The following is a 14,678-nucleotide window of genomic DNA, read 5'->3' as shown; positions in this document are numbered from 1 at the left end:
AAAGAGTAAATAAAGCGAATTACAGAAGTAAATATACCTCTGTAATCCAATTTGGACAAGGTTGCTTTTTTACTTTCCTATTGGTAATATTCGGGCCATATGAAACGTAAGTACAAGCCCATTCTCAAAGCAGTTCCCATTATATATGCATTATTTATGCTACTCTTTTTATTTTACCATTTTTCTCGTTTTGAGGAGATGTCTCTAGTTGTACAAAATGTCTCATACAAGGGTTCAAGAACGGTAGAAACCGGTCTTTCACCTAGCTCAATAAATAAATTATCCGTTTTTACAAACGGTTTACAGATCGATTTTTCCAGAGGAAAGAAACTGCAGGTCATCACAGAAGATGATATTGTCAGAGAACTATCGGTTCAGGAACTTGAAGTTATTGAAAACGGTATAATTCTTCATTTTAAATACGACATCAGTATCAAAATTATATCTCAGAATAGCGACAGCAGTATAGAAGTCACTGTTCCTCAGACAATTCCACCGGTTAAAGAGCTGATTGTGAGTGTAAAAGCCCAGGATAGTTTTCAGATCAGTCAGGATGAGCAGATGCGGATAATACTGAGTGACGGAACCAGTAGTTATTTTCTTGACAGCGTTTCAGGTATTGAACACAGAAATGGATCTCTTATCATTTCGATGAAAGACCATGTCACTTCCATTGTCAGTCTCAAGGACGAAGCCCCGGGATTGGGAAGAACCGCCTTTGAATGGTTGGCGGACAGCGATAAGATTATTCCCAATAAGGCTCAAACCATCAGTGATTATAAAGACAAGGCCTATAAAGGCTGGACACAGCGTTTTGATAAAAATACAGGAAGCTTAAAAATGCCTGAAGGTATGCCGGCTTTCTCTGAACAGGCTCTGGTCTATTATCTCTCTGAAATGTACAGCAGAAATGAAGAAACCCTTTATGTCTCAGACCTCCTGAAGGCTGCTGAGAAGAAAAGTTCTGAATTGTCATGGTATTCCAGCCCTTATACGGGTGATGTGGTAAACAGAACCGCAGCGCTTTTAAGAACAGCGCCCTCCACTCTTCTAAGGGAAATAGAAACTCTTGATTCCGGTGAAAACAGCGGGATTTCTCCCTACAAAGAGATAATGGAACTTAAAGAGATTCTTTCCGATCCGGGGGTGACAGATCCTGTCCCGTGGATTGAAGAAAATATTTATCCCCTGATTGTCTGGCTGGATGAAGGTCTCTACATTTTTCACCCCGAGAACCCTGAGGCCGGCAGTATCTGCTCTCTCAAGGCTGCAGAATTACTTGAAGATGCAGCAGAAAAGACAGCAGATCAGAATCTAATGGATATTTCAGCTGCCCTGACACACTCCATTCTTTCCAGGGCTGAAGCAGACGGTACCCTTCCTGCACGGATATCCTTTTCCAGAGAAAGAGCCTCTATGGAAATAGGTAAAATCCCCGCCGAAGATGTTTACACACTCTACCAGGAAGAAAGATTTTCTCCCAGGATAACAGATCTCAGCAGTGAGATCGCTTCCGGAGCATGGCTCTATACCGCTGCAGAAAACAGCAGTGTGAGAAAACTGGAACAATCCATAGAACTTGATGTCCGATTTCCTGTAGGACAGATACATCATCTTGTAATTAAGGGAGTGGAACCCTTTGACAGGATCTTCCTTCATAATATCCGCTGGAAAAGCGATCCACGCTTTCAGCGTTATTCAGATGGATGGGCCTATAATTCAATAAGCAAAACACTCTATATAAAGATTAAACACCGCAAAGAGAAAGAGACTATACGTATTCTCTTCAACCCGTTGGAACCCGAACCTGCGGTAGAACCTGCAGAACCAGGGGAGACAACAGAACTTGCAGAGACTGCCGCCGAAGGATCAGGGATCAGTACCGCAGGCTCTGCCGGTAGCTCAGGAACGACGACAGGCCCGGGCTCAACAAGCAGATAAATCATCAATTATTCTATTTTTCAGGAAAAAAAGAGGTGCATTTTTTTCTGATCCTGTATAATACTAATGAAATCACTGCTCAGCTTCACGGAGGATCCAATGAAAAGCTGTATTTTTTATGTTGTTATCAGAGAGAATTATGATACAGATCATAATGACTTTTTTCCTTATATCTCCTCAGAATACGTAAAGATAGCCAAGAACTTCAGACAGGGTATTAAATATCCCGTACTAGCAGTCAAGGATGTCACCATTGTTGCAGAAGACGAGAATGTCGTAGAGACATCACAGTTTCTAGTTCCCACGGAAAATCAGAATTTTATGTGGGTTCAGTCTGAAATTTTCAAATTTGCAGGAACCACACCGGAATAGTTTATGATAGTTCTCAGTCCTGAAGAAATGCGTCTGATGGATGAGAACTGCATCCGTCAATACGGAATTCCTGCACTTATCCTGATGGAAAATGCCGCCTCCGCGGCATTGAATCATATTTTAGATTCTTACAGGTTCAATAAAGTTCTCATTATCTGCGGCAGAGGGAACAACGGTGGAGACGGTCTTGCACTTGCACGTAAACTCTACAGCACTGAAAAAAAAGTGGAAGTCCTTATTTCCGGTTCAAAAGGAAAGATGACTGATTCATCACTGCAGAATCTGCTGTGCCTTGAAAAGCTGCCAATTCCCATCTTCTATAATCCCGACAAAAAACGGCGTGAAAAGCTCTTCAATAATTCAGAACTGATTGTTGATGCCCTGTTAGGAACAGGATTAAACAGAGAAGTCGACGGTGATAAAAAAGAACTCATCCTTGAAATGAACCAGAGCAGAAGCCCTGTAGTCTCTCTGGATATTCCCTCGGGACTGGATGGAAAGAGTTCCGAAGAACTGGGCTGTGCAGTCAAAGCGGAGAGTACAATATGCTTCGGCGCACCAAAATACGGAAATATAAAGAGTCCCGGATATTTAAAGAATGGAAAGCTCATTTGCTCCCGTATATCCTTCCCCCCTGAACTCTATAAAGATGAAAAATTCAAATCCGAGCTGAATCTTCCGGAAGCTCTAAAAACAAGAGATCCCCTGGGGTATAAAAACAGTTTCGGAAAGATTCTTGTGATCGGGGGAGGTGGTGACTATATAGGTGCACCGGCACTTGCAGCCAGAGCTGCCTACCGTTCAGGAGCGGGGTATGTCACTGTAGCGGTTCCGGCATCTCATAATGGAACGTTCTCGATTCATTGTCCGGAAGCCGTTATTAAAGGTCTGAAAGAAACAGCCGCAGCTACTATTTCTGAAGAGAATTTTGAACTCCTGCTGGAGCTCTCCTCAAAACAGGATGCTGTAGTTCTGGGTCCCGGAATGACTCAACAGGAGGAGACCGTTTCCCTTATCAGAAAACTGATCCCGGCAATACCTGTACCTCTGGTAATCGATGCGGATGCTCTTAATGCTCTTGCCGGGTTCCCGGAGCTGACCCTTAAGCGGAAGTCTGCCACAGTTATAACACCCCACCCTGGAGAACAGAGACGTCTTGCTGAAAAGACTGAAGACGCTCTGGAAAAAGCTTATAACGCAATCTGTGTCTATAAAGGTCCCCGGACTGTCATCTCCCTTCCCGAGGGCAGGGAATATATTAACCTGACAGGAAACGAAGCACTTGGTACCGCAGGCAGTGGTGATGTACTGGCAGGTATAATCTGCGCTTTGCTGGCACAGGAAGAGGATAAAAGCGAAGCAGTAAAAAAAGCTGTTCTCCTCCATGGCCTGGCTGCCGATTTATTCGATGGTGCAAGCGACAGTTTTACAGCTTCTGATATTATTGAACTGTTGCCCCGATGTTTTACCGCCTATAGAGAAAATCATGTAAACTGGACCAGAAACTGCTACAACAGAATGGAAATCATTCCATAAACAGCTTCAGTCCTCAACTATATTCAGAGAATGAATGTATCCGGTATCTAAGGAGAGAAATCAGATGTTAGTCTATTGTGTAGAAGTTCATGTTATTCCAGGTAAGGAAGAAGAATTCAAAGCCGCCAGTCACAAAAACCATATGGAAACCCGAAAAGAGACGGGTAATATCCGTTTTGATGTACTGCAGCAGACTGAAGACAGCTGCCGCTTCTTTCTCTATGAAGCATACAGTTCTGAAGAGGCTGTAAAATCCCATAAGGAGACAGCCCATTATCTGGAATGGCGTGAAAATGTCGCACCCTGGATGGCAGAACCCCGAAAAGGAACATCTCATAAGGTCTGTGCACCTCTGGAGCTGAGCAAATGGTAGGGTTCTCTTTTGATGCAAACCGGAAAATAATCTTCGGCCGGGAGAAAACTCTTGAGGTAATTCCATACCTCAAGAAGCATGAGGGAACCATCCTGGTTATTTCCGGACGAAGTATCACCTCTTCAAGCCTGTGGAAATCTCTTCAGAATGCTCTGATGCGTGAGGGAATTCGATGTGATTACAGACAGATATCAGGAGAGCCCTCACCGGAAGATATAGATTCAATCTGCAGAGAAGCTGCAGGAAACTTACCATCAGCGCTTTTAGCCCTTGGGGGAGGAAGTGTTCTGGATGCTGGAAAAGCTGTATCTGCGATGCTGACAGAACCAGCTGTTCTGGAGGGATTTGCTTCGGTACAGGATTATCTGGAGGGTGTTGGAACACGGCTTCCTTCCGGCTCAAGGCTTCCCCTCTATGCACTCCCTTCTACAGCGGGAACCGGAAGTGAATGTACTAAAAATGCGGTTATCAGCCGTCCTGGTAAAGAAGGATTCAAGAAATCCCTGAGGCATGATAACTATATTCCCGACCTGGCCCTAATAGACTCCTCCTGGCTGGATAGCCTTCCACAGGAAACCGCCGCATCCTGCGGTATGGATGCCTTCTCCCAGCTTCTGGAATCATATATATCCACCGGCGCCTCAGCACTGAGTGATGCCCTTGCCCTTGAGGGGCTTGAAGGATTTTTCAAATCATTCTCCCCGCTCCTTGAGGGAAAAGCCTCGACAGATGATTTCGACCGGATAGCCCTGGGAGCCAGCCTTTCGGGGCTGACTCTGGCAAATGCCGGCCTGGGAACGGTTCATGGGATTGCCGGAACCCTCGGAGGACTTGCTGAACTGCCTCATGGAACGGCATGCGGGCTACTCCTCCCTCCTGTAATGAAAAAGACCTTTGAAGCACTGCTCCGGGAGGATAGGAACAATCCGGCACTAAAAAAGGTACAGACCCTGGCAGTCAGGATCAGTGGAAAGGAATCTGCCTCAATCTCTGATTCCACAGCCATTCTTACGGAACAACTGGAAAAATGGGCCGCCGCGGCAGCTCTGCCCTCCCTTGAAAAACTTGGTCTCAATGCGGATCTGCTGGAAAAGGCCGCAGCCGATTCCGGAAATAAAAACAATCCTTATTCATTCAGCAAAGAAGAACGCCTTGAGCTTCTAAAAGAAGTATTCTGATGACAGAGCTGTTCAAATGACCGATTTTTTCTCACCGCAGCCCAGGGCTCTGGCACATAGGGGGAACAGTCAGGATTTCCCTGAAAATACCGAAGCATCTTTCCGCTCCGCCTATGAGATGGGAGTGGATGTTATTGAAACAGACGTAAGGCTTATGAAGGACGGAGATGTTCTAATTTTCCATGATCCCGACCTGAGCCGCTGTACGGGAGACCGGCGCCTTATCTCGACCCTCAGTCTTGAGGATCTGAAAGATATTGATATGGGATTTCTATTCTCAAAAGACCAGGGCAGGACCTTTCCACACAGAGACCGGGGAATCAGGCCTCTACTTCTGAAAGATGCTCTCAGGCTGTTTCCGGAGACCCGCTTTAACATCGACATGAAAGATCCGGGCAGAGAGCTGGCAGAAAAGACTGCCGGAGTGATAAAGGCTGCGGGAGCGGAAAAAAGGGTCTGCATAGGATCCTTCCACCACAGCAGTATCAGGGCATTCCGGGAGGAACTTCCAGGGACAGCCACCTCCCTCTGCCAGAGAGAGATGATCAAGGTGCTGCTGTTATACAGATCGGGCTGGGTTCCGGCTTCAGTAAAATCAGGGCAGGTACGGGCTGTTCAAATCCCCGAAAAGGCAGGACCCTACAGACTGATCCGGCCATCCTTTCTCAGCTGGTGCAGAAAGAATAAACTGGCGGTTCAGGTCTGGACAATCAATGAAGAAGAAAAGATGAGATCCCTCTTCTCAGAAGGGGTGGATGGAATCTTTTCTGATATTCCTCAGATGCTGGTAAAAGTCTGTAAAGACTACTCTATTCTGGCACCACCCAGGCAGATGTCATCCTCGTAGAAAACAGCAAATTGTCCGGGAGCAATTCCCTTATCTCCCTCATCCATGGTCACCTCGATGCGTTCTGCAGAAAGCCACTTTATGCGGCAGCTGTTCAGCCGGGGGCCATGCCTCAGTTTAAGGGTCAGTTCATCTGTCCGGGGCTTTCGACTGATCCAGTTCGGCTCACAGACATTAAAGACTGTTCTCTTCTGTTCCAGAATATTCCTGCTTGAGGATACGTAGATAATATTATTCTCCAGATCCTTGGATGTGACATACCAGGGACCATTACTCAGCCCCAGACCCTGACGCTGTCCTATTGTATGAAACCAGAAACCTTTGTGGCTTCCAAGAACCTCTTCTGTTTCCAGTTCCCGAATCTCTCCCTCTTTTTCACCGAGGTAATGTTTTACAAAATCCGAATATTTAATCTTCCCCAGAAAACAGATTCCCTGACTATCCTTTCGGTCTTTATTGGGAAGATCATAGCGCTGCGCCAGTGCACGAACCTCCTCCTTCATAAGAGAGCCGATGGGAAATATGATCTTACTTATCTGATCCTGTGAGAGGTGGGAGAGAAAATAGCTTTGATCCTTTACGGGATCCGGAGAACGCCTTAGATAGCTGAGTCCGTCTATCTCCTCAACAATGCCGTAATGACCGGTGGCAACCTTGTCGTATTCCTCGTTTACCTTATCGTAAAAGGCACCGAATTTCACTCTCTGATTACAGAAGATGTCCGGGCTGGGGGTGTGACCTCTCTTGAGCTCTGAAATCGTGTAGGAAACGACCCGGTCAAAATACTCCTGCTGCAGAGGCAGAACCTTTAAAGGAATATTTTTGGCCTCACATACAGCACGTGCATACGCCATATCTTCCTCCCAGGGACAGGTCCCGAGAAAACTTAATTCATCCTCAAGCCAGATCTTGAGATAGTAGGCTGTTATATCTGTATAACCTTGTTCCAGGAGACGGTAGAGAGCGACGGAACTGTCAACTCCTCCGGATAATAAAAGGGCAATCTTCATGACATCAGATTCTTTCAGACTTATACCGCTTTTGCAAGATCTTTACATGGTGTATTCATTAATCCGACTCGTAGACAAAATCTTTATTCTGCTCAATAATGTTTAATAATCAACATTTACTGGACACAAACTACTTTTTTGTCAAATAACACCTTTTTTTACAAGATAAAAAGAATTAATATATTCATGGAATGAGGTCAACTATGAAAAGTATTGGTATCAATATAGGCAGCTCGAGTCTTAAAAGTGTACTCCTAGAAGATGGAATACAATTGTGGAGCAAAGTAACCCCCCATGAAGGAGATTTTCAGAATGCAGTAGTAAATCTGCTGGATGAAAACGATCTTGAAGAGGGAATACCCCTGCTGGTCACAGGAACTGAAGGCCGCTACCTCCTTGCTGCCAACTCTGTAATCGAACCTGTATGTGTAGAAAAAGCCCTGGAAAAAACAGGATATTCTGTTAATGCTGTTGTGAGTATGGGCGGTGAAGATCTTGTGGTCTATGCTGTCAACAAAGAGGGCAAGATAACCAATAATTTTTCCGGCAGCAAATGTGCTTCGGGAACAGGTGAGTTTTTCAAACAACAGCTGGCCCGTATGGATATGAACCTGGACGGAGTAAACCGGGTCTCAGAAGAGAGCCGGGTCTGTTCCCTCTCCGCACGATGCTCCGTATTTATGAAGAGTGACTGTACTCATAAACTGAACAAGAAAGAAGCAACGAAGGATGATATTGTCGTATCCCTGAGTGATGTGATGGCCACCAAGGTCTGTGACTTTTTAAACAGGGCCAAAATAGAATCTGGAAAAGTACTCCTCAGCGGGGGGATTACCCGAAACAAACATATTCTCCGATTTATGAAAGAGAAATCTCCTGACATTGAATTTATTATTCCTGAAGAAGCCCCCTATTTCGAAGCATTCGGAGCAGCCCACCTGGCCGTGGAAAACGGTTCACCCCTTCCCGGATCAGAAATGATCCTGAAAAACAGCAAGGTCAGATTTGACCGCTACAAAGATCTGAAATCGGCGTCTGATAAGGTTCGCTACTTCGAAACTGAAATTGGTACTGTAAAAAAAGACCATGAATATATTCTTGGAATTGACGGTGGTTCCACAACAACAAAAGCCTGTCTTATTGATATGGAGAGCTCGGAAATTGTAGCCGCCCATTATGGAAGAACCCATGGGGATCCTGTCAGAGCACTGCAGAACTGTATTATTGAATTAAGAAAAAAAATACATAAAGATATCGGAAATCCCTCGGCTATCAAGATCTCCCTGGCGGCCACAACAGGATCCTCCCGTGAGATTCTGGGTGTATATATGGAAACGGTTGCCGTTTACAATGAGATTATAGCCCACTCACATGGAACGACTTTTTTCAGTAAAGATGTAGATACAATCTTTGAGATCGGGGGACAGGATGCCAAATATGTTCTCCTTGAAAACAAGGTTCCCATAGACTACGCCATGAACGAAGCCTGCTCTGCAGGAACCGGTTCCTTTCTGGAAGAGTCAGCGGCGGGAGACCTTAATATCGCTCATGCCTGGGAGATCGGAGAGATCGCCCTGAAGGCCGAGAATCCTCTGAAATTCGGTGAACACTGCAGTGCTTTTATCAATTCTGATATCCGCAAGGCCATACAGCAGGGAGCCCGCAGAGAAGATATTACAGCTGGGATTGTTACATCTATTGTTTCCAACTATCTCAACAGGGTTGTGGGAAACAGAACTATCGGGAAAAAGATTTTCCTCCAGGGAGGTGTTGCTAAAAACAAGGCCGTACCCCTGGCCTTTGCCATGCTCCTTGATAAGGAGATTCTTGTACCCCCGGCTCCCGAACTGATGGGATGTTTCGGTGTGGGAATTCTGGCAAGACAGAAACTTCAGGAAGGGCTCATTGAGAAATCTTCCATCGATATGGAAGCCGTACTGGACACAGAGATTGAGTATGAAAGAGTTTTCACCTGTAAGTCCTGTGAGAACTTCTGCCCTATTCAGGTTCTCAATGTCAACGGACACAAATATATGTTCGGAGGCCGCTGCAGCAAGTACGCCAACTCAAAAAAGAAAAGCGAATCATCCACACAGGTGATCAACTATATTGATAAACGCAATGAGATGATGTTTACAACATTTTCTCCTACAGTGGAAAGCTTCAGACAAAAAAGGGATTTTACCATCGGGATTCCCCGATGTTTCTCAGTTCACAGCCTCTATCCCCTCTACTCATGGTTTTTCCATGAACTGGGAATCAAAACAGTTCTGTCCGATGAGATAGCCCATGAAGGTGTTGCCCGGGCCGAGAGTACCTACTGTTTTCCTGCAGAAATTGCCCATGGGGCAGTTCAGGATATTATCAATAAAAAGACAGACTATATTTTTGTACCGCATTTCAGGGATATGCCCAGTATGGAAAAAGATGTTCATGCAAACTTCTGTCCTATTACCCAGAGTCTGCCCTATTACATACAGAAGGCATTTCCCTATGTTCCCGAAGAAAAACTGATTCCCCTGATTGTCACATTCAAATTCGGCGAAGCCAAGGCACTGGAATACTTCTATAAACTGGGAGAACAACTTTCAATTCCAGAGACTGAGATCAAAGCTGCATTCAAGAAAGCAGTTCAAAAACAGGAAGAATACCTCCATGCCTCAAGAGAGATGGGAAAAGAGGCTCTGAAAAAAGCAAAAGAGCATGACCATCCGGTAATCGCCCTTCTGGGACGTCCCTATAATGCCTTTACGGCTGAAGCAAATATGGGAATTCCACGAAAGTTCAGCAGCCGCGGTTATTCAATTATCCCCTTTGATATTATCCCTCAGGGTGATGAAAAAATATTTGAAAACATGTATTGGTATTACGGCCAGCTTGATATGAAGGCTGCCGCCCGTCTCAAGGATGAAGAAAATATCTATATTACATTTATCACCAACTTCTCCTGTGCCCCCGACTCTTTCATACTTCACTATCTGAAATGGATGATGGGGACTAAGCCTTTCCTGATTCTGGAACTGGATTCCCATTCAGCAGATGCGGGTGTAGACACAAGGGTTGAAGCATTCCTGGATATCATTGAAGGATACAGATCAAGAGAGGCTGAAAGTAATGCTGAGCGTTATGACAACGGTCTTCGTTTTATTAATAACGGAAGGGATCCTCTTCACCTTAAAAATGAGCTTAATGGTGAGACTATTCCCATCATGAATAATAAAAAGGTGAAGATGCTCCTCTCCAATATGGGAGATCTGTCCACTGCCATGATGGCATCTATTGTCCGCAGGTCAGGAATCAACGCCCAGGCTCTGCCGGTGGCGGATTCAAGAACCCTGCAGCTTGCCCGAAGTCATGCATCAGGAAAAGAGTGCGTTCCATCCCATCTGGTACTGGGTGCAGCACTGAAGTTCATCAATTCCGAAGAGTATCGTAAGGATGAAATATACCTCCTCTTTGTACCCATCACGACAGGTCCCTGCCGTACGGGACAGTACTTTGTCTTCTATGAGAATCTGTTTAAAGATATGCGTCTGGAAAATGTTGTTGTAGTGACTCTGAGTGCGGATAATTCATACACAGAACTGGGTCCCGATTTTTCAAAAAATATGTGGCACGGACTGGTTATCTCAGACTATATGAAAGATATTCAGACCTCTCTGAGAGCCTGTGCCGAAAACCCGAAAGAGGCCCTGGAAATCTATAACGAACAGTGGCACGAGATGATTGCAGTCATAGACAAGGATTTTAAACTCGCCTATCCGGCGTTGAAGAAGGTTGCAAAAAGGGTTTCTGAGATCCCTTTGAAAAAAACGATCCATGAAGTTCCCAGAGTTCTGATTGTAGGTGAGATCTATGTCCGAAGGGATGACTTTGCTGTTGACGAACTTGTTGATCTGATGAGCAAAAAGAATATCATCGCAAAGGTTTCAGGAATATCCGAGTGGATACACTACCTGGATTTTGTACGTGATTATGACCTGAAAAAACGCCTAAGACTCCGTCCCTGGTATGAACGGCCCTTTGCAGTGGAACAGAGAAAACTAATGACCCTTCATCTTGAATCAGCCTGGAAACATGCTGTAGAGAGAAAGGCAAAAAGAATACTGGATACAACAGACCTGATTCCCCATACACCTCATGATATGAAGAAGATCATGAAGAATACCAGTGAAAATTTCGTAAACCTTGAACTGAACTCAGAAATTGCTATTTCCAGCGGAGTCGCAGCCACAGCAATGGAAGAGGGGTATTCGGGGATTGTCAATATTTCACCCTTTGCCTGCCTTATCGGCCGTGTAATTGAGGGGCTGGTAACGCCATGGGCACGGGAAAAGAACTACCCTGCATTCTCTCTGGAAGTTGACGGCAATATTCTACCTCCCAACATTATCAATAAACTCAATATTTTTATGATGAATGTTCTCCGATTCAGGACAGATCCCGACTCTTCAGAGCTGATAGAAAGCGGAGAAACCAGTTCAGACAAGGATGAGGCCATGGTCTCAGGTAATGACTGACCAGGAGGTCACAATGCAGCCCGATGAAATTGACTGGAATATAATTAACCTTCTCCGCGAAAGCCACCAGAATAATAACGCTATCGCCAGGCAGCTGGGAATCTCTGAAGGAACAGTCCGTCAGCGGCTCAAGAAACTGAAAGAATCCAGTATTATAAAAATCAAGGCACTTATTAATCCTGAAGTTCTGGCAAATCAGCAACTGGCAACGATTGCTGTAAACGTCAGTGAATCATCCCTTCTGGAGTCTAAAGCTAAGGAGCTTTCAGATCTTCCCAATGTTCTGGGTGTTTCCATCACCTCCGGACGTTATGACCTCTTTGTTGAGGTTCTGGTTGACTCAAACCGTGGACTTGTCCACTTTCTGACAGAAGAACTGGCAGGGGTACGGGGAGTTAGTTCGACCGAAAGCTTTCTGATGCTTAAAAGTTTTAACAAATATGTTTAACTTTTCAAATTAGTTATTCAGATATATACTAAATCAAATATTAGTATTTCACTATGTCATATTAACCCGGATATTACGGGAGAAAGGAATAAATTAATGAATACAATTCTAGAAAAAAGTCAGCTGTCCGCTGATGTTTTCCGTATGAAAATAAATGCGCCTCTCATTGCAGAGGAGAGAAAAGCGGGGCAGTTTATAATTCTGCAGGTTGATAAGGAACTGGGAGAGCGAATTCCCCTGACCATTGCCAATGCAGATGCGAAAGAGGGATTTATTGAGATCATCTTTCAGGCAGTAGGGGCAACAACCCAGCAGCTGAGCCGGAAAGAAGCAGGAGAGAAGATAGAAGCCGTCCTAGGACCTTTAGGACAGCCTACTATAATCGAGAAAAAAGACGGTCCCGTTGTCTGTGTGGGAGGAGGAATCGGAGTGGCTCCCATGCATCCGATTGTTCAGGCTCATCATGAGATAGGCAACAAGGTTATTACCATTATGGGAGCCAGAAACAAAGATCTTCTGATAATGGAAGATGAGATGAAAGCCCTCTCTGATGAACTTATCATATGTACTGATGACGGCTCCTACGGAAGAAAAGATCTGGTTACAGTTCCTCTGAAAGAGCTCTGTGAATCTGATAATCCCCCCGCAGAAGTATTCGCAATCGGCCCCCCGATAATGATGAAATTCTGTGCAGAAACAACAAGACCTTTTAAGGTACATACCATGGTGTCACTGAATACTATTATGGTTGACGGAACCGGAATGTGCGGCGGCTGTCGTGTTTCCATCGGTGGAGAAACAAAATTTGTCTGCGTTGACGGTCCCGAATTTGACGGACATCAGGTTGATTTTGATAATATGATGATGCGCCTGAAATCCTATAAGAAAGAGGAAGCCCATAGTTGTAACCTCGATAAAGAAGCTGAAAGACTGGAGGCAAAACGGAAATGAGCGAATATAAATCATCAGCTACACTGGCTCAGGAAGCTTCGGAACTATGGAAAGGCATCAACCCTTCAGAACTGAACGCTAAAAGCAGAAAAGATATTCCTCAGCAGGATATGCCAACTCAGGACCCATCCATTCGCAGGTCAAACATGGAAGAGGTTGCAAAGGGATATTCAAAAGAACAGGTTTTTATTGAATCTGCCCGCTGTCTTCAATGTAAAAATGCCCCCTGCATCAACGGCTGTCCTGTAAGCATTGATATTCCCCGTTTTATTGCAAAGGCGGGTGAAGGAAAATTTGAAGAGGGAATTGATATAATCAAGGAGAGCAGCATGCTCCCCGCCATATGCGGCCGTGTATGTCCTCAGGAAAAACAGTGTATGGAAACCTGCACACTGGGTAAAATCCTTAAGGATCCGGAAAAATCTGTCGCCATCGGCCGGATTGAAAGATATCTGGCAGACTGGGAACGGGAAAACCGTCCGGAAACCAGCATAGAACTGAAGCCTTCCACCGGAAAGAAAGTTGCCATTGTCGGCAGCGGACCCTCCGGTCTCACCGCAGCTGCGGATCTGAGAAAAGAGGGACACGAGGTAACAATCTTTGAAGCCTTTCATAAACCTGGAGGAGTTACAGTTTACGGTATACCCGAATTCCGTCTCCCCAAGGCCATCGTAGAGAAAGAGGTGCAGGGCCTTATGAAAATGGGAGTTAATTTTGAAAATAATTTCCTTGTCGGCCGAACCAGAAAGCTTAAAGACCTGATGGAAAAAGACGGTTACAACGCAGTCTATATCGCTTCGGGAGCTGGACTTCCAAAGTTTATGCATATTGAAGGTGAAAACCTTGTGGGTGTCTTTTCAGCTAATGAATTTCTCACTCGGTCCAACCTTATGAAAGCCTATGACAGCAATGCGGCAACACCAATATACAAAGCGCGGCGCGTAGCTGTTTTCGGTGGTGGTAATGTGGCCATGGATGCAGCAAGAACAGCTGTCAGAATGGGTGCTGAAGAAGTATATATCATCTATAGAAGAACAGAAAAAGAGATGCCCGCCCGTGTAGAGGAAGTCCATCATGCACACGAGGAAGGTGTTATTTTCAAAATACTCACCAATCCCGTCAGAATCATCGGTGACGAAGAAGGCCGGGTCAAGGCCATCGAATGCCAGAAATATGAACTTGGCGAACCAGATGAATCAGGCCGTAGACGCCCCATTGCCATTGAAGGCAGCGAGTTTCAGATAGAGGTGGAAACCTGCATCCCCGCCATTGGAAATGCGTCCAATCCTCTGATAAAACAGACGACTCCGGGACTTGATTTTACTGACTGGGGTACGGTCGTTGTTAATGATGAACAGAAGACAACACTGGATCATGTATATGCCGGTGGTGATATCTCCCAGGGAGCAGCGACTGTAATCCTGGCTATGGGTGACGGAAGACGTGCTGCTGCCGCAATAAATGAGGACCTGAACAGACAGTAAATTCATATAGCAAAAGTA

The 14,678-nt window shown here is 45.2% G+C and carries 11 protein-coding genes; 10 read left to right on the top strand and 1 reads right to left on the bottom strand.

The features are described 5' to 3' along the window. Nucleotides 1-99 precede the first annotated feature (99 nt). From DV872_RS06495 to DV872_RS06470, 6 genes are all read left to right on the top strand, one after another. A complete protein-coding gene (locus tag DV872_RS06495; protein ID WP_147283111.1) occupies nucleotides 100-1,941 on the top strand; it encodes a hypothetical protein in 1,842 nt (613 codons plus the stop codon). A gap of 99 nt (nucleotides 1,942-2,040) precedes the next feature. Then, a complete protein-coding gene (locus DV872_RS06490) occupies nucleotides 2,041-2,313 on the top strand; it encodes a hypothetical protein (RefSeq protein WP_114629043.1) in 273 nt (90 codons plus the stop codon). A 3-nt stretch (nucleotides 2,314-2,316) separates the two neighbouring features. Then, complete coding sequence (locus DV872_RS06485; RefSeq protein ID WP_114629042.1) at nucleotides 2,317-3,849, top strand: NAD(P)H-hydrate dehydratase; 1,533 nt, start codon at nucleotides 2,317-2,319, stop codon at nucleotides 3,847-3,849. Between the two features lie 64 nt (nucleotides 3,850-3,913). Further along, nucleotides 3,914-4,222 (top strand): antibiotic biosynthesis monooxygenase, encoded by a 309-nt coding sequence (locus DV872_RS06480; protein ID WP_114629041.1) that lies wholly within the window; start codon nucleotides 3,914-3,916, stop codon nucleotides 4,220-4,222. After that, nucleotides 4,216-5,400, top strand: coding sequence for an iron-containing alcohol dehydrogenase (locus DV872_RS06475; protein WP_114629040.1), 1,185 nt, complete (start codon nucleotides 4,216-4,218; stop codon nucleotides 5,398-5,400). Before DV872_RS06480 ends, DV872_RS06475 begins: the two co-directional genes overlap by 7 nt. A gap of 16 nt (nucleotides 5,401-5,416) precedes the next feature. Beyond that, complete coding sequence (locus DV872_RS06470) at nucleotides 5,417-6,247, top strand: glycerophosphodiester phosphodiesterase (RefSeq protein ID WP_114629039.1); 831 nt, start codon at nucleotides 5,417-5,419, stop codon at nucleotides 6,245-6,247. Here the strand turns inward: DV872_RS06470 and mnmA are convergent. Beyond that, a complete protein-coding gene (gene mnmA, locus DV872_RS06465; protein WP_114629038.1) occupies nucleotides 6,205-7,257 on the bottom strand; it encodes a tRNA 2-thiouridine(34) synthase MnmA in 1,053 nt (350 codons plus the stop codon). The genes DV872_RS06470 and mnmA overlap by 43 nt on opposite strands. A gap of 203 nt (nucleotides 7,258-7,460) precedes the next feature. On the opposite strand from mnmA, the gene DV872_RS06460 reads away from it, so the two are divergent. The 4 genes from DV872_RS06460 (at nucleotide 7,461) to gltA (ending at nucleotide 14,660) form a co-directional block, all read left to right on the top strand. After that, nucleotides 7,461-11,777, top strand: a complete 4,317-nt coding sequence (locus tag DV872_RS06460; RefSeq protein WP_114629037.1) for an acyl-CoA dehydratase activase — start codon at nucleotides 7,461-7,463, stop codon at nucleotides 11,775-11,777. A gap of 13 nt (nucleotides 11,778-11,790) precedes the next feature. Next, nucleotides 11,791-12,225, top strand: a complete 435-nt coding sequence (locus DV872_RS06455; protein ID WP_158546863.1) for an Lrp/AsnC family transcriptional regulator — start codon at nucleotides 11,791-11,793, stop codon at nucleotides 12,223-12,225. Between the two features lie 96 nt (nucleotides 12,226-12,321). Beyond that, nucleotides 12,322-13,176 carry a sulfide/dihydroorotate dehydrogenase-like FAD/NAD-binding protein gene (locus DV872_RS06450; RefSeq protein ID WP_114629035.1) on the top strand — a complete coding sequence of 285 codons (855 nt, stop codon included), beginning with the start codon at nucleotides 12,322-12,324 and terminating at the stop codon, nucleotides 13,174-13,176. Next, nucleotides 13,173-14,660 (top strand): NADPH-dependent glutamate synthase, encoded by a 1,488-nt coding sequence (gene gltA / locus DV872_RS06445; RefSeq protein WP_114629034.1) that lies wholly within the window; start codon nucleotides 13,173-13,175, stop codon nucleotides 14,658-14,660. Before DV872_RS06450 ends, gltA begins: the two co-directional genes overlap by 4 nt. Nucleotides 14,661-14,678: the final 18 nt, after the last annotated feature.

Origin of the sequence: Oceanispirochaeta sp. M1 (assembly GCF_003346715.1) — a bacterium.
GTDB lineage: Bacteria > Spirochaetota > Spirochaetia > DSM-2461 > DSM-2461 > Oceanispirochaeta.
This window is presented reverse-complemented; position numbering and strand designations above follow the sequence as displayed.